Annotated in this window: 23 protein-coding genes; 15 read left to right on the forward strand and 8 right to left on the reverse strand. The window is 61.5% G+C overall.

Annotated elements, in window-relative coordinates:
- Positions 1-121: 121 nt before the first annotated feature.
- From lptB to KW568_RS05240, 5 genes are read right to left on the reverse strand one after another with little or no spacing between them, the layout of a single operon-like run.
- The gene (gene lptB / locus KW568_RS05220; protein ID WP_003255132.1) at positions 122-847 is read right to left on the reverse strand and encodes an LPS export ABC transporter ATP-binding protein; all 726 of its coding nucleotides are present in this window, start codon (positions 845-847) and stop codon (positions 122-124) included.
- Positions 848-1,372, reverse strand: a complete 525-nt coding sequence (gene lptA / locus KW568_RS05225; protein ID WP_003255131.1) for a lipopolysaccharide transport periplasmic protein LptA — start codon at positions 1,370-1,372, stop codon at positions 848-850.
- The gene (gene lptC / locus KW568_RS05230; protein ID WP_004574491.1) at positions 1,359-1,931 is read right to left on the reverse strand and encodes an LPS export ABC transporter periplasmic protein LptC; all 573 of its coding nucleotides are present in this window, start codon (positions 1,929-1,931) and stop codon (positions 1,359-1,361) included. Before lptC ends, lptA begins: the two co-directional genes overlap by 14 nt.
- An 8-nt stretch (positions 1,932-1,939) precedes the next feature.
- The gene (locus KW568_RS05235) at positions 1,940-2,464 is read right to left on the reverse strand and encodes an HAD family hydrolase (protein ID WP_003255129.1); all 525 of its coding nucleotides are present in this window, start codon (positions 2,462-2,464) and stop codon (positions 1,940-1,942) included.
- Between the two features lie 12 nt (positions 2,465-2,476).
- Entirely contained in the window at positions 2,477-3,451 is a 975-nt protein-coding gene (locus KW568_RS05240; RefSeq protein WP_003255128.1) for an SIS domain-containing protein, read from the reverse strand.
- Positions 3,452-3,699: 248 nt separating this feature from the next.
- On the opposite strand from KW568_RS05240, the gene KW568_RS05245 reads away from it, so the two are divergent.
- The 10 genes from KW568_RS05245 to hisC all read left to right on the forward strand — a co-directional run bounded on the left by KW568_RS05245 (position 3,700) and on the right by hisC (position 11,781).
- A complete protein-coding gene (locus KW568_RS05245) occupies positions 3,700-4,509 on the forward strand; it encodes an ATP-binding cassette domain-containing protein (protein ID WP_003255127.1) in 810 nt (269 codons plus the stop codon).
- On the forward strand, positions 4,509-5,306 hold the full coding sequence (mlaE, locus tag KW568_RS05250) for a lipid asymmetry maintenance ABC transporter permease subunit MlaE (RefSeq protein ID WP_003255125.1): 798 nt from the start codon (positions 4,509-4,511) through the stop codon (positions 5,304-5,306). Before KW568_RS05245 ends, mlaE begins: the two co-directional genes overlap by 1 nt.
- On the forward strand, positions 5,306-5,791 hold the full coding sequence (gene mlaD, locus KW568_RS05255) for an outer membrane lipid asymmetry maintenance protein MlaD (RefSeq protein ID WP_003255124.1): 486 nt from the start codon (positions 5,306-5,308) through the stop codon (positions 5,789-5,791). The genes mlaE and mlaD overlap by 1 nt, the downstream gene beginning before the upstream one ends.
- Positions 5,792-5,800: 9 nt before the next feature.
- Positions 5,801-6,448 carry a phospholipid-binding protein MlaC gene (locus KW568_RS05260; RefSeq protein ID WP_003255123.1) on the forward strand — a complete coding sequence of 216 codons (648 nt, stop codon included), beginning with the start codon at positions 5,801-5,803 and terminating at the stop codon, positions 6,446-6,448.
- Positions 6,445-6,747, forward strand: coding sequence for a lipid asymmetry maintenance protein MlaB (locus KW568_RS05265; protein WP_003255122.1), 303 nt, complete (start codon positions 6,445-6,447; stop codon positions 6,745-6,747). The genes KW568_RS05260 and KW568_RS05265 overlap by 4 nt, the downstream gene beginning before the upstream one ends.
- Before the next feature lie 117 nt (positions 6,748-6,864).
- Complete coding sequence (locus KW568_RS05270) at positions 6,865-7,104, forward strand: BolA family protein (protein ID WP_003255121.1); 240 nt, start codon at positions 6,865-6,867, stop codon at positions 7,102-7,104.
- A gap of 23 nt (positions 7,105-7,127) precedes the next feature.
- Positions 7,128-8,393, forward strand: a complete 1,266-nt coding sequence (gene murA / locus KW568_RS05275; RefSeq protein WP_004574499.1) for a UDP-N-acetylglucosamine 1-carboxyvinyltransferase — start codon at positions 7,128-7,130, stop codon at positions 8,391-8,393.
- Between the two features lie 91 nt (positions 8,394-8,484).
- A complete protein-coding gene (hisG, locus tag KW568_RS05280; protein WP_003255118.1) occupies positions 8,485-9,120 on the forward strand; it encodes an ATP phosphoribosyltransferase in 636 nt (211 codons plus the stop codon).
- Between the two features lie 286 nt (positions 9,121-9,406).
- A complete protein-coding gene (hisD, locus tag KW568_RS05285; protein ID WP_003255117.1) occupies positions 9,407-10,732 on the forward strand; it encodes a histidinol dehydrogenase in 1,326 nt (441 codons plus the stop codon).
- Positions 10,733-10,734: 2 nt separating this feature from the next.
- Positions 10,735-11,781, forward strand: coding sequence for a histidinol-phosphate transaminase (hisC, locus tag KW568_RS05290; RefSeq protein ID WP_004574500.1), 1,047 nt, complete (start codon positions 10,735-10,737; stop codon positions 11,779-11,781).
- A gap of 533 nt (positions 11,782-12,314) precedes the next feature.
- Here hisC and KW568_RS05295 read toward each other — a convergent pair.
- Positions 12,315-13,499, reverse strand: coding sequence for an alkaline phosphatase family protein (locus KW568_RS05295; RefSeq protein WP_004575661.1), 1,185 nt, complete (start codon positions 13,497-13,499; stop codon positions 12,315-12,317).
- 139 nt (positions 13,500-13,638) lie between these two features.
- Between KW568_RS05295 and KW568_RS05300 the strand changes: the two genes are divergently transcribed.
- From KW568_RS05300 to KW568_RS05315, 4 genes are all read left to right on the forward strand, one after another.
- Positions 13,639-14,289, forward strand: a complete 651-nt coding sequence (locus tag KW568_RS05300) for a FadR/GntR family transcriptional regulator (RefSeq protein ID WP_004575660.1) — start codon at positions 13,639-13,641, stop codon at positions 14,287-14,289.
- Positions 14,290-14,302: 13 nt separating this feature from the next.
- Positions 14,303-15,583, forward strand: a complete 1,281-nt coding sequence (locus KW568_RS05305) for an MFS transporter (protein WP_003255112.1) — start codon at positions 14,303-14,305, stop codon at positions 15,581-15,583.
- A 109-nt stretch (positions 15,584-15,692) separates the two neighbouring features.
- Positions 15,693-16,169 (forward strand): nuclear transport factor 2 family protein, encoded by a 477-nt coding sequence (locus KW568_RS05310; RefSeq protein WP_003255111.1) that lies wholly within the window; start codon positions 15,693-15,695, stop codon positions 16,167-16,169.
- Entirely contained in the window at positions 16,162-16,503 is a 342-nt protein-coding gene (locus KW568_RS05315) for a GIY-YIG nuclease family protein (protein ID WP_003255109.1), read from the forward strand. The genes KW568_RS05310 and KW568_RS05315 overlap by 8 nt, the downstream gene beginning before the upstream one ends.
- Here the strand turns inward: KW568_RS05315 and yejK are convergent.
- Complete coding sequence (gene yejK / locus KW568_RS05320) at positions 16,451-17,458, reverse strand: nucleoid-associated protein YejK (RefSeq protein ID WP_003255108.1); 1,008 nt, start codon at positions 17,456-17,458, stop codon at positions 16,451-16,453. The two genes, KW568_RS05315 and yejK, sit on opposite strands and share 53 nt — an antisense overlap.
- Positions 17,459-17,827: 369 nt before the next feature.
- On the opposite strand from yejK, the gene KW568_RS05325 reads away from it, so the two are divergent.
- Positions 17,828-18,109, forward strand: a complete 282-nt coding sequence (locus KW568_RS05325; protein WP_003255106.1) for an HU family DNA-binding protein — start codon at positions 17,828-17,830, stop codon at positions 18,107-18,109.
- 47 nt (positions 18,110-18,156) lie between these two features.
- Here KW568_RS05325 and rlmF read toward each other — a convergent pair whose 3' ends face one another.
- Complete coding sequence (rlmF, locus tag KW568_RS05330; protein ID WP_004575659.1) at positions 18,157-19,110, reverse strand: 23S rRNA (adenine(1618)-N(6))-methyltransferase RlmF; 954 nt, start codon at positions 19,108-19,110, stop codon at positions 18,157-18,159.
- Between the last annotated feature and the right edge of the window lie 70 nt (positions 19,111-19,180).

Genomic DNA, 19,180 nt, shown 5'->3' on the forward strand with positions numbered 1-19,180 from the left:
GGCGCCGAAGCGCCAGATCAAGCAAGTTTTATGCCTTAAATTGTAGCGTTTGCCTAGAGTACCGTAACAACTTTACCCGCAGTCTCAGGGCTGTTTGCCAGTACTTCAGGCGCGTGCCGGGTCAGAGGCGGAACTCGTGGCCCAGGTAAACTTCTTTGACCAAGTCGTTTGCCAGGATGGTTTCAGCGTCGCCTTCGGCGATCAATCGGCCATCGTTGACGATATAAGCGGTTTCGCAGATATCCAGGGTTTCACGCACGTTGTGGTCGGTAATCAGTACGCCGATACCTTTGGCCTTGAGGTGATGGATGATCTGCTTGATGTCGCCGACCGAAATCGGGTCGACACCGGCGAACGGTTCGTCCAGCAGGATGAACTTGGGTGCGGTCGCCAGGGCGCGCGCAATTTCGACGCGGCGGCGTTCACCACCGGACAGGCTCATGCCGAGGTTGTCCCGGATGTGGCTGATGTGGAACTCCTGCAGCAGGCTTTCCAGCTCTTTGCGGCGGCCGTCCCGGTCGAGGTCCTTGCGGGTCTCGAGGATGGCCATGATGTTGTCGGCGACCGACAGCTTGCGGAAGATCGAGGCTTCCTGCGGCAGGTAGCCGATACCGGCGCGAGCGCGGCCGTGCATGGGCTGGTGGCTGACATCGAGGTTGTCGATCAGTACGCGGCCCTGTTCGGCCTGGACCAGCCCGACAATCATGTAGAAGCAGGTGGTCTTGCCGGCGCCGTTGGGGCCGAGCAGGCCGACGATCTGGCCGCTGTCGATAGACAGGCTGACATCACGTACTACCTGCCGCCCCTTGTAGCTCTTTGCCAGGTGCTGGGCTTTGAGGGTTGCCATTTACTCGGCCTTCTTCTTGGGCTGGATCACCATGTCGATGCGCTGACGGGGTGTTGTCACATTGCCGCCACGGCCGGCGGTCGCCACCTGGGTCTGAGTGTTGTAGACGATCTTTTCGCCTTCGGTGGTATTGCCTTCGCTCTCGACCTTGGCGCGGTCGGTGAGAATGACCAAGTCCTTCTGCGACTGGTACTGGATGGTTACGCCCCAGCCTTTCATCTTGTCCGGCTTGGCTGCGCTCTGCTGCTGCTCGAAGTAGGCCAGGTTGCCCACCGAGGTCACTACGTCGATATCGCCAGAGGCGGAGCGGGTAATGGTCACGGTGTTGCCTTTGATCATCATCGAACCCTGAGTGATGATCACGTCGCCGGTGTAAGTGGCCACGCCTTGTTTGTCATCCAGGTGAGCGTTGTCGGCCTGGATGCGGATAGGCTGGTCACGGTCGTTCGGCAGGGCGAGGGCGCTCGCGCTTCCCAGTGCTGCGCTCAGGCTGAGCAAAAGGGGGAGGGTTTTAACGAGCCTCATACTGTCCTCTTACGTTAGAGAGCAAGTCCATCTTGCCTTCTTTCAAATACGCTTTCATGCCTTTGCCCGTAGTGGTGCCTCCGGCGCCGTCGATTCTAACGGCTTGCTCGGTCTGCGCATATTGCTTCTGCGGGAACACGGTCATGCGTGAGCTGGTAATGATGGTTTCACGCTGCCTTTCATCGGTGCGGGCAATCCGTACCTTGTCGATCAGTTCGACCTCGGTACCGTCAGGATTGACCTCGGCGCGCGTGCTCTGCACATGCCACGGGTACTCGGTGCCGCGGTACAGGTGCAGGTCCGGTGTGGTCACCTGGGTGACTTCGCTGGTCTTGAGGTGTTCGATTCTGTCGGCGGTCATTTCGTATTGCAGCTTGCCGTCGGGCAGGAACTGCACGCTGTGGGCGTTGATCGCGTAGTAATCGATGGCGCTTTCGTCGACTTGGGCCACGGGCTTGTCGAGGAAGCTTTCCGGGCTGACATTCCAGTAGCCAATGGCTACCAACAGGGCGGCTATCGCCCCGAGCAGCGCAATGTTTCGGGCTTTCTTGCTGAGCATGGGCAGCCTTACAGGTAGTTGGCGTTGGCAGCGTCCAGGGTGCCCTGGGCCTGCATGATCAATTCGCAGAATTCACGGGCCGCGCCTTCGCCGCCACGTGCCTGGGTCACGCCGTGGGCGTGCTGGCGTACGAACGGTGCAGCGTTGGCTACGGCCATGCCCAGAGCCACTCGGCGAATCACTGGCAGGTCGGGCAGGTCGTCGCCCAGGTAAGCCACTTGATCATAGCTTAGGCCCAGTTCGGCGAGCAGGCCGTCAAGCACCACCAATTTGTCCTCCCGGCCTTGGTAGAGGTGCGGGATACCGAGGTTACTGGCCCGGCGTTCGACCACGGGGGTCTTGCGCCCGCTGATGATCGCGGTGGTCACGCCCGAGGCCATTAGCATCTTGATGCCCTGGCCGTCGAGGGTATTGAACGTCTTGAATTCGCTGCCATCCTCGAGGAAGTACAGGCGCCCGTCGGTGAGCACGCCGTCCACGTCGAAGACTGCCAGCTTGATGCCTTTGCCGCGTTGCATGAGGTCCTGGTTCATTCCATCGCTCCTTTACATTACGCCGGCGCGCAGCAGGTCATGCATGTTCAGGGCGCCGGTCGGGCGGTCTTCACGGTCCACCACCACCAGGGCGTTGATCTTGTGGTCTTCCATTATCTTCAGGGCTTCGGCGGCGAGCATGTCGGCACGCGCAGTCTTGCCATGAACGGTCATGACCTGGTCGATCAGGGTGGTGTGCACATCGATATTGCGGTCCAGGCTGCGGCGCAGGTCACCGTCGGTGAAGATCCCGGCCAGTTTGCCATCGGCTTCGACGATCACGGTCATGCCCAAACCTTTGTGGGACATTTCCAGCAGCGCGTCCTTGAGCAGGGTGCCGCGTGATACTTGAGGCAGATCGTCGCCGGCGTGCATCACGTTCTCGACCTTCAGCAGCAGGCGGCGGCCCAGCGCGCCTCCCGGGTGCGAGAAGGCGAAGTCCTCGGCGGTGAAGCCGCGGGCTTCGAGCAAGGCGATGGCCAAGGCGTCGCCCAGTACCAGCGCTGCCGTGGTGGAGGAGGTGGGGGCCAGGTTCAGCGGGCAGGCCTCTTGTGCGACACGTGCGTCAAGGTTGACCTCGGCGGCCTGGGCCAGCGGCGAGTCCGGGTTGCCGGTCAGGCTGATCAGCTTGATGCCAAGGCGTTTGATGAACGGCAGCAGGGTGACGATTTCGGCGGTGCTGCCGGAGTTCGACAGCGCAAGGATGACATCATCCCGGGTGATCATGCCCATGTCGCCATGGCTGGCTTCGGCCGGATGCACGAAAAACGCCGGTGTGCCGGTGCTGGCCAGGGTCGCGGCGATCTTGTTGCCGATGTGCCCGGACTTGCCCATGCCGACCACGACGACCCGGCCCTTGCTGGTCAGAATCAGTTCGCAGGCTTTGACGAAATTGTCGTCAATGCGCGCCAAAAGGGCCTCTACGGCCTCGAGTTCCAGGCGCAGAGTGCGTTGGGCGGATTGGATCAGCTCGCTGGATTGGCTCATGTCGAAAAAGCAATGCCTGATGAAAGGGCGACGATTATACGCGCAATGATGAAAACCCTCACCTCCTCGATTGTTGCAGTGAATACCACCAAAGCCTGTCCCTGGGCTGAACGACTGCTTGCCCGGCCTTGGGGCGGGGCTGTCAGCGGTGCTATAGTTCGCCGCTATTCGGCCTGTCAGGGGTGCGTGTGCCTTCCAGATGGAGGCCGGCGTCCATTAGGACGAGGCTGCATTAGCAAGGAGTCTAGATGAGTGTGGATAGCGCCTACGCGGTCGAGTTGAAGGGTGTAACCTTCAAACGTGGTTCGCGCAGCATTTTCAGCAACGTGGACATCAGCATCCCGCGCGGCAAGGTCACCGGCATCATGGGGCCATCGGGTTGCGGCAAGACGACGTTGCTCCGCCTGATGGGCGCACAGTTGCGTCCCGCGAGCGGTGAGGTATGGGTTGCCGGGCAGAACCTGCCGACGCTGTCGCGCAGCGACCTGTTCGACGCCCGCAAGCAGATGGGCGTGCTGTTCCAGAGCGGCGCGTTGTTCACCGACCTCGATGTGTTCGAGAACGTCGCGTTCCCGCTGCGCGTGCATACTCAGCTGTCGGACGAAATGATCCGTGACATCGTGTTGATGAAGCTGCAGGCCGTGGGCCTGCGCGGTGCCATCGACCTGATGCCCGACGAGCTGTCCGGTGGCATGAAGCGCCGTGTGGCACTGGCCCGGGCGATTGCCCTGGACCCGCAGATCCTCATGTACGACGAACCGTTCGTCGGCCAGGACCCGATCGCCATGGGGGTACTGGTGCGCCTGATTCGCCTGCTCAACGATGCCCTGGGCATCACCAGCATCGTGGTTTCCCATGACCTGGCAGAAACCGCCAGCATCGCCGACTACATTTACGTGGTAGGTGACGGCCAAGTGCTGGGCCAGGGGACGCCTGATGAGCTGATGGGTTCGGACAATCCACGGATCCGCCAATTCATGAAAGGCGACCCGGATGGCCCGGTTCCCTTCCACTTTCCCGCGCCTGACTACCGCGCCGACCTGCTGGGGGCGCGTTGATGCGCAGAAAATCCTTACTCGAACGTGTCCGCCTGCTGGGCCGCTCGGCAATCGACGTGCTGGCCGTGCTCGGGCGTTCGTGCCTGTTCCTGTTCCATGCGCTGGTCGGTCGCGGTGGTATTGGCGGCGGCTTCCAGCTGCTGACCAAGCAGTTGTACTCGGTGGGTGTGCTGTCGCTGGCGATCGTCGTCGTGTCCGGTGTGTTCATCGGCATGGTGCTGGCGCTGCAGGGCTACAGCATCCTGACCAAGTACGGCTCGGAGCAGGCGGTAGGGCAGATGGTCGCCCTGACCCTGCTGCGTGAACTTGGCCCGGTGGTAACGGCGTTGCTGTTTGCCGGGCGTGCCGGTTCCGCGTTGACCGCCGAAATCGGCAACATGAAGTCCACCGAGCAGTTGTCGAGCCTGGAAATGATCGGTGTCGACCCGCTCAAGTACATCGTTGCGCCACGCCTGTGGGCCGGTTTCATCTCGCTGCCGCTGTTGGCGCTGATCTTCAGCGTGGTCGGTATCTGGGGTGGCTCGTGGGTGGCGGTGGACTGGCTGGGTGTCTACGAGGGCTCGTTCTGGGCCAACATGCAGAACAGTGTTTCTTTCACTGACGACGTGCTCAACGGGCTGGTCAAGAGCCTGGTGTTTGCTTTCGTCTCGACCTGGATCGCCGTATTCCAGGGGTACGACTGTGAGCCCACCTCAGAAGGGATCAGTCGTGCAACCACCAAGACCGTGGTCTATGCCTCGTTGGCAGTGCTGGGTCTGGACTTTATTCTGACCGCCTTGATGTTTGGAGATTTCTGATGCAAAACCGCACCCTGGAAATCGGTGTCGGCCTGTTCCTCCTGGCCGGGATCCTGGCGCTGCTGCTGCTGGCCCTGCGTGTCAGCGGGCTGTCGGCCAGCCCGACCACTGATACCTATAAAGTTTATGCGTACTTCGACAATATCGCCGGTTTGACGGTCAGAGCTAAAGTGACCATGGCCGGTGTGACCATCGGCAAGGTCACCGCCATCGATCTGGACCGTGATTCCTACACCGGTCGGGTGACGTTGCAGCTGGACAAGTCGGTCGATAACCTGCCGACCGACTCCACTGCCTCGATCCTGACCGCCGGTTTGCTTGGTGAGAAGTACATCGGCATCAGCGTGGGCGGTGAAGACGATGTCCTCAAGGATGGTTCAACCATCCATGACACTCAGTCGGCACTGGTGCTGGAAGATCTGATTGGCAAGTTCCTGCTCAACTCTGTTGGCAAGGAACCGAAAGAAGCGCAACCGGCTAATTAAGGAGTACCCATGATTTCGATCCTGCGACGTGGCTTGCTGGTGCTGCTGGCGGCCTTCCCCCTGCTGGCCCTGGCTGTGCAGACACCGCACGAAGTGGTTCAAAGCACCACCAATGAACTGCTCGGCGACCTCAAGGCCAACAAGGAGCAGTACAAGTCCAACCCCAACGCCTTCTATGACTCGCTCAACCGCATTCTCGGCCCGGTGGTGGATGCCGACGGTATCTCGCGTAGCATCATGACCGTGAAGTACTCGCGCAAGGCGACCCCGGAGCAGATGCAGCGCTTCCAGGAAAACTTCAAGCGCAGCCTGATGCAGTTCTATGGCAATGCCTTGCTCGAGTACAACAACCAGGGCATCACTGTCGACCCGGCTAAAGCCGATGACGGCAAACGCGCCAGTGTCGGCATGAAGGTTACCGGCAACAACGGTGCCGTGTACCCCGTGCAGTACACCCTGGAGAACATTGGCGGCGAGTGGAAGGTGCGTAACGTGATCGTCAACGGCATCAACATCGGCAAGCTGTTCCGTGACCAGTTCGCCGATGCCATGCAGCGCAACGGCAATGACCTGGACAAGACCATCGACGGCTGGGCTGGCGAAGTGGCCAAGGCCAAGCAGGCTGCCGACAACTCGCCAGAGAAGACCGTCAAATGAGCGAGGCCGCTGTAAGCATGGCAGAGCCGGGCGTGCTGCGTCTGGCTGGCGTGCTGGATTACCGCAGCGGCCCGGCCTTGCGCAAGCAAGGCAAGGTGCTGATCGATGGCTCGCGCGAGCCGCGACTGGTGCTTGATTGCTCGGCTGTCGAGAAGTCGTCGAGTGTCGGCTTGTCGTTATTGCTTGCGTACATGCGTGATGCTCAGGCCACTGGCAAGGCGTGCGAAGTGCGTGGCATGCCTGACGACATGCGGGAAATTGCCGAGGTCTATGATCTCGATGAAGTGCTGGCAAGCTAGTGGCCCGGCACGGATGATGGCCCCTCGGTCAGCGAAGCCTTCGTTGGGCTTCGCAGGCGAGGGGCTTTTTTGTATGATGGCCGACCCGTGCGCATCGGGCGCCGATTGAGGTTGAGCATGCAGGCCGTAGAAGTTAAAAGCTTCCTTGAAGAGAAATTGCCGGGTTCCCGGGTCGAAGTTGAAGGCGAAGGCTGCAACTTCCAGTTGAACGTGATCAGCGACGAGTTGGCTGGCCTGAGTCCGGTCAAACGCCAGCAGGCGATCTATGCTCACCTGAATCCGTGGATCGCCAATGGCAGCATCCATGCGGTAACCATGAAATTTTTCAGCAGCGCAGCCTGGGCTGAGCGCACCTGAGCCAACTTGGCGGCGAGACTCCAATGGACAAACTGATTATTACTGGCGGCGCTCGCCTTGACGGCGAGATCCGCATTTCGGGCGCGAAAAACGCAGCCCTGCCGATTCTGGCAGCGACCCTGCTGGCCGATGGCCCGGTCACCGTGGGCAACCTGCCGCACCTGCACGACATCACCACCATGATCGAGCTGTTCGGGCGCATGGGCATCGAGCCTGTGATCGACGAAAAGCTGTCGGTGGAGATCGATCCCCGCACCATCAAGACCCTGGTCGCGCCGTACGAGCTGGTCAAGACCATGCGCGCCTCGATCCTGGTGCTGGGCCCGATGGTTGCCCGTTTCGGCGAAGCCGAAGTGGCCCTGCCTGGCGGTTGCGCCATTGGCTCGCGCCCGGTCGATCTGCACATCCGTGGCCTTGAGGCCATGGGGGCGAAGATCGAAGTGGAGGGCGGCTACATCAAGGCCAAGGCGCCTGAAGGTGGCCTGCGTGGCGCGCACTTCTTCTTCGACACCGTCAGCGTGACCGGTACCGAGAACATCATGATGGCCGCTGCCTTGGCCAAGGGCCGCAGCGTGTTGCAGAACGCCGCGCGTGAGCCTGAAGTGGTCGATCTGGCCAACTTCATCAACGCCATGGGCGGGAACATTCAGGGCGCAGGTACCGACACCATCACTATCGATGGTGTCGAACGACTGGATTCGGCCAACTACCGCGTCATGCCGGACCGCATCGAGACCGGTACCTACCTGGTTGCCGCTGCCGTGACCGGTGGCCGCGTCAAGGTCAAGGACACCGACCCTACCATCCTTGAAGCCGTGCTTGAAAAACTCAAGGAAGCGGGTGCCGACATCAACACCGGCAAGGACTGGATCGAGCTGGACATGCATGGCAAGCGGCCGAAAGCCGTGAACCTGCGTACTGCCCCGTATCCGGCGTTCCCGACCGACATGCAGGCGCAGTTCATCTCGCTGAACGCCATTGCCGAAGGCACTGGCGCGGTAATCGAGACCATCTTCGAAAACCGCTTCATGCATGTTTACGAAATGCACCGCATGGGCGCGCAGATCCAGGTCGAAGGCAACACCGCCATCGTCACTGGCGTCAAGGCGCTGAAGGGTGCCCCGGTCATGGCCACCGACCTGCGTGCTTCCGCCAGCCTGGTGCTGTCGGCGCTGGTTGCCGAAGGCGATACTCTGATCGATCGCATCTACCACATCGACCGTGGTTACGAGTGCATCGAGGAAAAACTGCAGATGCTCGGCGCGAAAATCCGCCGCGTACCGGGCTAGTACCCCGCGGGTGCAAGGACGCACCTTTTGAATTGAATGCGGCCAGGTCGATGACCTGGCCGGCAGCAGCCGCTTAAGGACCGACGTTCCAATGTTGACCATCGCGCTTTCCAAAGGCCGTATTCTCGACGATACCTTGCCGTTGCTCGCCGAGGCCGGCATCGTGCCGACCGAAAACCCGGACAAGAGCCGCAAACTGATCATCCCCACCACGCAGGACGATGTGCGCCTGCTGATCGTGCGTGCCACCGACGTGCCGACCTATGTCGAGCATGGTGCTGCCGACCTGGGTGTGGCCGGCAAGGACGTGCTGATGGAGTACGGCGGCCAGGGCCTGTATGAGCCCCTGGACCTGCAGATTGCTCAATGCAAGCTGATGACCGCGGGCGTAGTCGGCGCAGCCGAGCCCAAGGGCCGCCTGCGTGTGGCCACCAAGTTCGTCAACGTAGCCAAGCGTTACTATGCCGAACAAGGTCGCCAGGTCGACATCATCAAGCTGTATGGCTCGATGGAGCTGGCGCCGCTGATCAACCTTGCCGACAAGATCATCGACGTGGTCGACACCGGCAACACCCTGCGTGCCAACGGCCTGGAACCCCAGGAACTGATCGCCACGATCAGCTCGCGCCTGGTGGTCAACAAAGCCTCCATGAAAATGCAGCACGCCCGTATCCAGAGCCTGATCGACACGCTGCGTCAAGCGGTCGAATCGCGACACCGCGGTTGACTCCTGCGCGCGACCTTCGCTGTCGCGCCCGTCTATCCGCGTCATAGCCATTTTTCTCGGGTGCCCGCGCGGATGGACTGGTAGCTTGGGATTGTGCGAAAAGTCGCCGAGCGGCGATCATGCAAGAACGAAAACAGGCGAGGAACGGCCGGGGTCGCGCCCGACTTTGCTGGTTGCAAATGAGCATTCCGAGCCTGTTTTTAACGTAGCATGATCGTCGCGCAGGCACTTTTCGCACAATCCCCTAGGGCGCCTGAGCATTCGCTAATATTACGAGGCCCTCGCCATGACCGTGTCCACTGCAATTGCCCGTCTCAACGCCGCTGATCCGGATTTCGCTCGACATCTGGATCATCTGCTGAGCTGGGAAAGTGTGTCCGATGACGCGGTCAATCAGCGCGTGCTCGACATCATCAAGGCCGTGCGTGAACGCGGTGATGCGGCGCTGGTGGAATTCACCCAGCGCTTCGATGGTGTTGACGCCAAGTCGATTGACGACCTGATCCTCAATCGCGCGCGCCTGGAACTGGCGCTGACCCGTATTACCCCGGTCCAGCGCGAGGCCCTGGAAAAGGCCGCCAACCGTGTGCGCATTTATCACGAGCGGCAGAAGCAGGACTCCTGGCAGTACACCGAGGCCGACGGCACCGTGCTCGGCCAGAAGGTCACCCCGCTGGACCGTGCTGGCCTGTATGTGCCGGGCGGCAAGGCGTCGTACCCGTCGTCGGTGCTGATGAACGCCATCCCGGCCAAGGTCGCGGGCGTGGCTGAAGTGGTGATGGTGGTACCGACCCCGCGTGGTGAGGTCAACGAGCTGGTGCTGGCGGCTGCCTGCATCGCCGGTGTCGACCGGGTGTTCACCGTCGGTGGTGCCCAGGCCGTGGCTGCGCTGGCCTACGGTACTGAAAGCGTGCCGCAGGTGGACAAGATCGTCGGCCCGGGCAACATCTACGTTGCCACCGCCAAGCGCCACGTGTTCGGCCAGGTAGGCATTGACATGATCGCCGGCCCCTCGGAAATTCTCGTGGTGTGCGACGGTCAGACCGACCCGGACTGGATTGCCATGGACCTGTTCTCCCAGGCCGAGCACGACGAAGACGCCCAGGCCATCCTGGTCAGCCCGGATGCCGCCTTCCTTGATCGTGTGGCTGCCAGCATCGACAAGCTGATGCCGACCATGGAACGTGCCGATATCATCGAGAAGTCGATCAATGGCCGTGGTGCGCTGATCCAGGTGCGTGACATGCAGCAGGCCATGGACGTGGCCAACCGCATTGCACCGGAGCACCTGGAGCTGTCCGTGGCCGACCCGCAAGCCTGGCTGCCACACATTCGCCACGCTGGCGCGATCTTCATGGGCCGCCACACCAGCGAAGCGCTGGGCGATTACTGCGCTGGCCCTAACCACGTGCTGCCCACTTCAGGTACCGCGCGTTTTTCGTCGCCGCTGGGGGTGTATGACTTCCAGAAGCGTTCGTCGATCATCTTCTGCTCCGAACAGGGCGCTTCCGAACTGGGCCACACTGCCTCGGTTCTGGCCCGTGGCGAGTCGCTGACCGCCCACGCCCGCAGCGCTGAATACCGTATCCTGACCCAAGAGAAGGGGAACTGAGCATGAGTCGATTCTGGAGCCCCTTCGTCAAGGACCTGGTGCCTTACGTGCCGGGCGAGCAACCCAAGCTGGCCCGCCTGGTCAAGCTGAACACCAACGAAAACCCCTATGGCCCGTCGCCCAAGGCGCTGGAGGCCATGCGCGGCGAGCTGAACGATAACCTGCGCCTGTACCCGGACCCGAACGGTGACCGTCTCAAGCAAGCGGTGGCCGAGTACTACGGCGTGACCCCGGCGCAAGTGTTTGTCGGCAACGGCTCGGACGAGGTGCTGGCGCACATCTTCCACGGCCTGTTCCAGCACGATGCGCCCCTGCTGTTCCCGGACATCAGCTACAGCTTCTACCCGGTGTACTGCGGCCTGTACGGCATTGCCTTCGAACAGGTGGCGCTGGATGAGCAGTTCCAGATCCGTATTGAGGACTACAAAAAGCCCAACGCTGGCATCATCTTCCCCAACCCCAACGCGCCGACCGGTTGCCTGATGCCGTTGCAGGTGGTGGAGCAGCTGCTGCAGGCCAACCGTGATTCGGTGGTGGTAGTGGATGAGGCCTACATCGATTTCGGTGGTGAAACGGCGATCAGCCTGGTGGACCGCTACGATAACCTGCTGGTTACCCAGACGCTGTCGAAGTCGCGCTCGCTGGCGGGGCTGCGAGTGGGCCTGGCGGTGGGGCACCCGGACCTGATCGAGGCCTTGGAGCGGATCAAGAACAGCTTCAACTCCTATCCGCTTGACCGTGCAGCTATCGTCGGTGCGGCGGTGGCGTTCGAAGACCGTGAGTACTTCGAGGACACCTGCCGCAAGGTGATAGACAGCCGGGAGGTGTTGGTCGGTCAGCTGCAGGCCAAGGGTTTTGAGGTGCTGCCGTCGGCTGCCAACTTCATCTTCGCCCGCCACCCGCAGCAGGATGCCGGCGAGCTGGCGGCACGCTTGCGCGAGCAGGGCGTGATCGTGCGTCACTTCAAGCAGCCGCGTATTGCCCAGTTCCTGCGGATCACCATCGGTACTCCGGAAATGAACCAGGCACTGCTGGATGCGTTGAGCTGACGTGTAGGAGCGGGTTTACCCGCGAATACGGTAGCGGCGGCAACGGTGAACGGCGGGTGGAAACTGGCCAGCAGGCCCGGCCCATTCGCGGGTGAACCCGCTCCTACAACAGCCTGTGCGCGTCCATCGTAGGAGCGGGTTTACCCGCGAATACGGTAGCGGCGGCAGCGGCGAACGGCGGGTGGAAACTGGCCAGCAGGCCCGGCCCTTTCGCGGGTGAACCCGCTCCTACAACAGCCTGTGCGCGTCCAATGTAGGAGCGGGTTTACCCGCGAATACGGTAGCGGCGGCAGCGGCGAACGGCCGGTGGAAATTGGCCAGCGGGCCCGGCCCTTTCGCGGGTGAACCCGCTCCTACAACAGCCTGTGCGCGTCCAATGTAGGAGCGGGTTTACCGGCGAATACGGTAGCGGCGGCAACGGTGAACGGCGGGTGGAAACTGGCCAGCAGGGCCGGCCCTTTCGCGGGTGAACCCGCTCCTACGGGGATCGCGCCAGCCCTTGAGGAACGACAGAACTGTTGCTTCTCAAGGGCTTAATAGCGGCGGTCTTCGATCACAAATGGCTTGGCTGCCGGCCTGTTGCGCACCGCCGCCGGTGTACCATCCAGCACCAGTACATAATCGTTCTGCTTGTCCATCCCCTCCGGATCGATCCATTGATCGTCTCTGGCCGCAACCTGGGCAACCACATGGCCGTTCTTGATAATGGTCAGATAACCCTTGGCGTTACTGTTCCAGCGTAGCCGTCCTTTGTTTTCATCGGCCCGCGCCTTGCGCACGCCGGTATCACCCAGTAAAGGCGTGCCGTCCAATAGCCATTCCGGCTGCAGCTTGAGGCCCATGTGACGCAGCACCGTGGGCGCTACCGAGGTCTGCGCGGGAAGCCCGTACAGGCCGCCGGGCCCAGGCATCTCCACAGGAATGCTCAGCTCGGTCAGTTCCTGATTCAACGGCTTGTTGCTGGCGATGAAGATACTCTTTTCCTGCTCCGAAGCGCCGCCATGGCCTTTCCCCCAATAGTCCCGGCCATGGTTGGTGCTGACGAGTACCAGCCAGTCTTCCTGTGGGAACATGCGACGCCGCTGGTCTACCTTGTCCAATAGCCGCCCGATCTCGCTGTCGGCCTTGCGCAACGCCTGCGCATAGTGCTCACCGTAACCCCTTTGATGGCCGATCTGGTCAGGTTCGTCCAGTTGAATGAACGTGAAGTCAGCGGGTGTGTCACCCAGGATCTGCAACGTACGCGCAATCACCTGTTCATCTGGCAAACCACTTTCGCGTACATCGGCGTCATGGGCGTCCTCCAGCAGAAATGCCGTGTTGATGGGTGACCAGTTGACGATGCTGGAGAGGTAGGCATTGGGGTAGGCCAGGCGTAGCCGCTTGAACAGGCTGGGAAACGCCGGGTTGACCCGTTGCGAGTCGTCGTCCGATTCAACGCCATGCTTGTTGCTCCACACGCCGGTCAGCAAAGTGATCCAGCCAGGGCCGCTCAACGTGAGCTGCTCGCTGGCTTTACCATTGATACACCCGGCGTAAGCCTTGCCGTAGTAAAGCCGCTGCTCCAGGTTGGTTGCATCGCCCAGTTGCAAATACTGCTGCAGTTGCACGCCATCAAGGCCGATGAGCAAGGTCTTGGGGCGGCTCGGGTGGCGGGCCGGGTCACAGCCTGGCTGCAGGGCCAGGAACAGCAGTAACAGCAAACTCGCCATTCGCATGTGGGCGCATCCTTGAAAGCACGCAACGAGCGTTGCAACAAAGTGGCATGCCCACAACTGGCAGAAATACCAGGTGGTTTACGTCTTCGCCTGCAATCCAGTAAGCTGCGGCAATTCATCGGATGATTGGTTGAGTGACATGAATACAGAGCTGACCAAGCGTTCCCTGGTGGAGTTGGCGGTAGAGCGCATGCGCGAATGCATCGTGCTGGGCGATTGGCAGGTCGGTCAGCGCCTGCCTACCGAGCCCGAGCTTGCCTTGCAACTGGGCATTAGCCGTAACACGGTGCGTGAGGCCATGCGCGTGCTGGCGTTCAGTGGCCTGGTGGAAATTCGCCAGGGAGACGGCAGCTACCTGCGCACTGCCCAGGACCCGCTGCAGGCGGTGCACGCGATGTCCCGATGTACGCTCGAGCAGGCCCGCGAGACCCGCCATATCCTCGAGGCGGAGGCCATCGGCCTGGCGGCTTTGCGTCGTAACGATGCCGACCTGCAAGCGCTGAAGGATGCCCTGGAAGGCAGTGCGGGGCACTTTCACGGCGATGTCGATGCCTATGTCGCCTGCGATCTGGTCTTCCACCAGCGGCTGGTCGATGCCGCCCATAACCCGGCATTGAGCGAGCTGTACCGTTACTTCTCCGGGGTCGTGGCTGCCGCTCTGCAACACAATATGGCCACCGTTCCGCGCTGCCAGGCCACGTTCGACTTGCATGGGCAGATCCTCGACGCCATCGAGCAACGTGACGCTGAACGGGCCAAGCGCCTGAGCCGTACCCTCATTGAATCCTGACACCGAGAAGGCCATGGCTGAATCCATCACCCGTAATACCCCATCGAACGAGCGGGATCTCGATGAGCTGCTGATCGACGCTGAAGCTGACGACGAACAGGTCCAGCAACAGGCTGTGGTGTTGCGGCGGCCCTGGCTGTTGCTGCTGGGCCTGGTGCTGGTGGCCTTGAACCTGCGCCCGGCATTGTCGAGCATGGCGCCGGTGCTGGGCCAAGTATCTGAAGGCTTGGGGATGAATGCTTCGCAGGCGGGCTTGCTGACCACCTTGCCGGTGCTCTGCCTGGGCCTGTTTGCTCCCTTGGCGCCAGTGCTGGCGCGGCGCTTTGGCAGCGAGCGGGTGATTCTTGGCATCCTCGTCACCCTGGCGCTTGGCCTCGTGGTACGAAGTACCTTTGGGGCTGTCGGCGTGTTCCTCGGCAGCCTGATGGCAGGGGCCAGCATCGGCATTATCGGCGTATTGTTGCCAGGTATCGTCAAGCGCGACTTTCCGCAACACGCTGGCACGCTGACCGGTGTATACACCATGGCATTATGCCTGGGCGCGGCCATGGCCGCGGGTGCCACCGTGCCGTTGGCCCAGCATTTCGACGGCAGCTGGGCACTGGGGTTGGGCTTCTGGGTGCTGCCGGCTTTGCTGGCCATGCTGGTGTGGCTGCCACAGGCCCGTCAGGGGCATGGGCTGCACAGGGTGGCCTATCGCGTGCGAGGCTTGTGGCGTGACCCACTGGCCTGGCAGGTGACCCTGTATATGGGCCTGCAGTCATCACTGGCCTACATCGTGTTCGGTTGGTTGCCATCGATCCTGATCGGTCGCGGCCTCAGCCCTACCGAGGCAGGGCTGGTGCTGTCGGGGTCGGTAATCGTGCAGTTGATCAGCTCGCTCAGTGCTCCCTGGCTGGCCACCCGCGGCAAGGACCAGCGGCTGGCAATCGTGCTGGTCATGTCAGGTACGCTGGCGGGGCTGTTCGGTTGCCTGTATGCGCCACTTTCCGGGTTGTGGGGGTGGGCCATTGTGCTGGGCCTGGGGCAGGGCGGTACCTTTGCCCTGGCGCTGACCTTGATCGTGCTGCGCTCGAAAGATGCCCACGTGGCGGCGAACTTGTCGAGCATGGCCCAAGGGGTGGGTTATACCCTGGCCTCGATGGGGCCTTTCGCGGTGGGCCTGGTGCATGACCTGACCGGCGGCTGGGCGGCATTGGGTTGGATTTTTGCGGTACTGGGCGTTGGCGCCGTCGTGTTCGGGCTGGGTGCCGGGCGGGCACTGCAGGTGCAGGTGACCTGCGAAAAAGTCTGAGGCCTGTTTTTGCAGTACCGTCCTCTTGCCTGCCAAGAGGACGGTACTGGCATAAGCCATCGGGGCAGATTATCGTGCAGTTTTCGAACCTAGGACGGACAAGCCCACAATGAGCGATGCCAACCGCGCCCTGATTACCCGTTTCTACCAGGCTTTCCAGCGCCTGGATGCCGACGCCATGCTGGCCTGCTACAGCAGCGATATCGTTTTCAGCGACCCGGTGTTCGGTACCCTGCGCGGCAAGGACGCAGGCGATATGTGGCGGATGCTCACCACCCGCGCCAAGAACTTCACCCTGACATTCGACAGCATACGTGCAGATGAGCACAGTGGCAGCGCGCACTGGGTGGCTACCTACCTGTTCAGCCAGACCGGCCGTGTTGTGGTCAACGATATCCAGGCACGCTTTGTCATGCGTGATGGGCTGATTTGCCAGCATGACGATACCTTTGACCTGTGGCGCTGGTCGCGGCAAGCGTTGGGTGTTCCTGGAATGCTGCTGGGGTGGTCGCCGCTGATGCAGAACAAGGTCCGCCTGCAGGCATTCAAGGGGTTGCGCGCATTCCAGCAGGCCCAGGGTGAGTGAAGTCGTCGAACCTGCCGTTGGTAAGCCCTGGTTTGTCTATCTGGTAAGGGCAGCCAATGGCTCGTTGTATTGCGGCATCAGCGATGACCCGCAGCGTCGGTTCGCCGCGCATCAGAAAGGGCAGGGCGCCCGCTATTTCAAGACCAGCCCGGCCCAGGCGCTGGTGTATGTGGAGCAGTGGCCGGACAAGGGCGCGGCGCTGCGCCAGGAGCGGTTGGTGAAACGGCTGCGCAAGTCGGCGAAGGAGGCACTGGTGGCCTCCTTTGGCGGCTTGGGGGAAATCAGTCCTTGCGGCGCTTCAGCTGATCCACCAAGGTTGTCGGCAGCCCCTTGATGATCAAGGTCCCCGCCGCTTCGTCATACTCCACCTTGTCCCCCAGCAAATGTGCCTCGAAGCTGATCGATAGCCCCTCGGCACGCCCGGTGAAACGGCGGAACTGGTTGAGGGTGCGTTTGTCAGCAGGGATTTCCGGCGACAGGCCGTAGTCCTTGTTGCGGATGTGGTCGTAGAACGCTTTGGGGCGGTCCTCGTCGATCAGGCTGGACAGCTCTTCAAGCGTCACCGGCTCGCCCAGCTTGGTCTGGGTGGTGGCGTACTCGACCAGGGTCTGGGTCTTTTCGCGGGCGGATTCTTCCGGCAGGTCTTCGCTTTCGACGAAATCGCTGAAGGCCTTGAGCAGGGTACGCGTTTCGCCCGGGCCGTCGACGCCTTCCTGGCAGCCGATGAAGTCGCGGAAGTAATCCGACACCTTCTTGCCGTTCTTGCCCTTGATGAACGAAATATACTGCCTGGAGTTCTGGTTGTTCTTCCACTCCGACAGGTTGATGCGTGCTGCCAGGTGCAGCTGGCCCAGGTCGAGATGACGGGAAGGGGTCACGTCGAGCTCGGCATTCACCGCCACGCCTTCGCTATGGTGCAGCAGGGCGATCGCCAGGTACTCGGTCATGCCTTGCTGATAGTGGGCAAACAGGATGTGGCCGCCGGTGGACAGGTTGGACTCTTCCATCAGCTTCTGCAGATGCTCGACAGCCACGCGGCTGAAGGCGGTGAAGTCCTTTTCCCCCTCCAGGTACTGCTTCAGCCAGCCGCTCAGCGGGTAGGCGCCCGATTCGCCGTGGAAAAAGCCCCAGGCCTTGCCTTGCTTGGCGTTGTAGCTGTCATTGAGGTCGGCCAGGAGGTTTTCGATGGCATCGGAGGCAGCCAGTTCGGAGTCGCGAGCATGCAGCACGGCGGGGCTGCCATCGGGCTTTTTGTCGATCAGGTGAACGATGCAATGACGGATTGGCATGGAATTCTCGGCGAGCTGCAAAAGTTGCCAAGTTTAACCTAGACCTGAGGTGATGCAGTGGCCGTATGTTGGCAGATATGTCGGTTGTTCGTTTTTTGTTCAATTTTGTGTGTTTTCAGCTGAAACCCCCGAAAAACCTGCATTTAATCAAAGTGCGAGGCGGATATTTATCCATTCATGTGGTAGTTTTGCGCGGTCTTGCGCCCCTCGTGTGCGCATTGCTGGCAGCATGCTGTCGTCGTGTCGAACCAAACGCCGATTTTCGTATCTACATACGCAATTGGCGCGGCCCTCCATTTCAAGGGGCTGGCCCGATAACGTCGTAGTCCGCTGCATAACCATCGAATTTGATAGGGAAGGAACACCACCATGGCATTGACCAAAGACCAACTGATTGCCGACATCGCCGAATCGATCGCCGCGCCAAAAGCCACCGCCAAGAACGCTCTGGAGCAACTGGGCCAGATCGTTGCCGACCAACTGGAAAACGGCGCTGAAATCACTCTGCCAGGCATCGGCAAGCTGAAAGTCTCCGAGCGTCCTGCCCGTACCGGCCGCAACCCTTCGACTGGCGCTGCCATCGAAATCGCTGCCAAGAAAGTCGTCAAGTTCGTTCCAGCCAAAGTGCTGACCGACGCTATCAACAAGTAATTGTTGTTTTGACGAAACCGCGTCCGGCTTGCCCGGGCGCGGTTTTTTCATGCCTGTGATTTACGCTGGGCGTGCCAGGCCTGGCGTGCGGCGTCGTCATGGAAGCTCCAGGCGACCATGCGGCTCTGTTTCTGCCCCTGGCCCATCTCGATGATGCGCACGGCCTTGGCGCCGGACTTCTTCAACGCGGCCTCGATGCCCGGCAGGTTGCTGGCCTTGGACACCAGGCTGGTGAACCACAGCACCCGTTCGGCGTACTGCACGCTTTCGCCAATCAACTGGGTGACAAAGCGGATTTCGCCACCTTCGCACCACAGTTCATTGTTCTGGCCACCGAAGTTCAGCACCGGCAGCTTGCGTTTGGGGTCCTGCTTGCCGAGGTTCTTCCATTTGCGCTGGCTGCCGCGGGTGGCTTCGTCGCGTGAGGCATGGAAGGGCGGGTTGCACAGGGTCAGGTCAAAGCGTTCGCCCTCCTGCAGCAGGCCGCTGAGGATGTGCGCTCGGTTGGCCTGCTGGCGCAGGGTAATGGCTTTGCCCAGGCCATTGGCCTGGACGATAGCCTTGGCCGAGGCCAGAGCCACGGGGTCGATGTCTGAACCGAGGAAGCGCCAGCGGTAGTCGCTGTGGCCCAGCAGTGGATAGATGCAGTTGGCCCCCACGCCGACGTCCAGCGCACGCACTTGGGCGCCCCTTGGGACGTCGCCAGCATTGTCATCGGCCAACAGGTCGGCGGCTACGTGGATGTAGTCGGCACGGCCAGGAATGGGCGGGCACAGGTAATCGGCTGGGATGTCCCAGTGCTGGATGCCGTACTGGGCCTTGAGCAGTGCACGGTTGAACACGCGGACGGCTTCGGGGTTGGCAAAGTCGATGCTGGGCTTGCCGTGGGGGTTGGTGATGGTGAAGCGGGCCAGGTCAGGGTGGGCCTTGATCAGGCTGGGGAAGTCGTAGCGACCCTGGTGGCGGTTGCGCGGGTGCAGGGTGGGTTTGTTCGGGGTCATGGCAGTGTCCAGCCCTATACGAGCGGTGGCTTGAAGAACCTGGGGCTGCTACGCAGCCCTTTCGCGACAC

It is taken from the genome of Pseudomonas sp. HD6515 (genome assembly GCF_024971855.1).
Taxonomy (GTDB): Bacteria; Pseudomonadota; Gammaproteobacteria; order Pseudomonadales; family Pseudomonadaceae; genus Aquipseudomonas; species Aquipseudomonas alloputida.

What these genes read in the sequence shown, in the direction of transcription:
- lptB (WP_003255132.1), bottom strand. Translation starts at nt 847, where the DNA reads ATGGCAACCCTCAAAGCCCAGCACCTGGCAAAGAGCTACAAGGGGCGG.
- lptA (WP_003255131.1), bottom strand. Translation starts at nt 1,372, where the DNA reads ATGAGGCTCGTTAAAACCCTCCCCCTTTTGCTCAGCCTGAGCGCAGCA.
- lptC (WP_004574491.1), bottom strand. Translation starts at nt 1,931, where the DNA reads ATGCTCAGCAAGAAAGCCCGAAACATTGCGCTGCTCGGGGCGATAGCC.
- KW568_RS05235 (WP_003255129.1), bottom strand. Translation starts at nt 2,464, where the DNA reads ATGAACCAGGACCTCATGCAACGCGGCAAAGGCATCAAGCTGGCAGTC.
- KW568_RS05240 (WP_003255128.1), bottom strand. Translation starts at nt 3,451, where the DNA reads ATGAGCCAATCCAGCGAGCTGATCCAATCCGCCCAACGCACTCTGCGC.
- KW568_RS05245 (WP_003255127.1), top strand. Translation starts at nt 3,700, where the DNA reads ATGAGTGTGGATAGCGCCTACGCGGTCGAGTTGAAGGGTGTAACCTTC.
- mlaE (WP_003255125.1), top strand. Translation starts at nt 4,509, where the DNA reads ATGCGCAGAAAATCCTTACTCGAACGTGTCCGCCTGCTGGGCCGCTCG.
- mlaD (WP_003255124.1), top strand. Translation starts at nt 5,306, where the DNA reads ATGCAAAACCGCACCCTGGAAATCGGTGTCGGCCTGTTCCTCCTGGCC.
- KW568_RS05260 (WP_003255123.1), top strand. Translation starts at nt 5,801, where the DNA reads ATGATTTCGATCCTGCGACGTGGCTTGCTGGTGCTGCTGGCGGCCTTC.
- KW568_RS05265 (WP_003255122.1), top strand. Translation starts at nt 6,445, where the DNA reads ATGAGCGAGGCCGCTGTAAGCATGGCAGAGCCGGGCGTGCTGCGTCTG.
- KW568_RS05270 (WP_003255121.1), top strand. Translation starts at nt 6,865, where the DNA reads ATGCAGGCCGTAGAAGTTAAAAGCTTCCTTGAAGAGAAATTGCCGGGT.
- murA (WP_004574499.1), top strand. Translation starts at nt 7,128, where the DNA reads ATGGACAAACTGATTATTACTGGCGGCGCTCGCCTTGACGGCGAGATC.
- hisG (WP_003255118.1), top strand. Translation starts at nt 8,485, where the DNA reads ATGTTGACCATCGCGCTTTCCAAAGGCCGTATTCTCGACGATACCTTG.
- hisD (WP_003255117.1), top strand. Translation starts at nt 9,407, where the DNA reads ATGACCGTGTCCACTGCAATTGCCCGTCTCAACGCCGCTGATCCGGAT.
- hisC (WP_004574500.1), top strand. Translation starts at nt 10,735, where the DNA reads ATGAGTCGATTCTGGAGCCCCTTCGTCAAGGACCTGGTGCCTTACGTG.
- KW568_RS05295 (WP_004575661.1), bottom strand. Translation starts at nt 13,499, where the DNA reads ATGCGAATGGCGAGTTTGCTGTTACTGCTGTTCCTGGCCCTGCAGCCA.
- KW568_RS05300 (WP_004575660.1), top strand. Translation starts at nt 13,639, where the DNA reads ATGAATACAGAGCTGACCAAGCGTTCCCTGGTGGAGTTGGCGGTAGAG.
- KW568_RS05305 (WP_003255112.1), top strand. Translation starts at nt 14,303, where the DNA reads ATGGCTGAATCCATCACCCGTAATACCCCATCGAACGAGCGGGATCTC.
- KW568_RS05310 (WP_003255111.1), top strand. Translation starts at nt 15,693, where the DNA reads ATGAGCGATGCCAACCGCGCCCTGATTACCCGTTTCTACCAGGCTTTC.
- yejK (WP_003255108.1), bottom strand. Translation starts at nt 17,458, where the DNA reads ATGCCAATCCGTCATTGCATCGTTCACCTGATCGACAAAAAGCCCGAT.
- KW568_RS05325 (WP_003255106.1), top strand. Translation starts at nt 17,828, where the DNA reads ATGGCATTGACCAAAGACCAACTGATTGCCGACATCGCCGAATCGATC.
- rlmF (WP_004575659.1), bottom strand. Translation starts at nt 19,110, where the DNA reads ATGACCCCGAACAAACCCACCCTGCACCCGCGCAACCGCCACCAGGGT.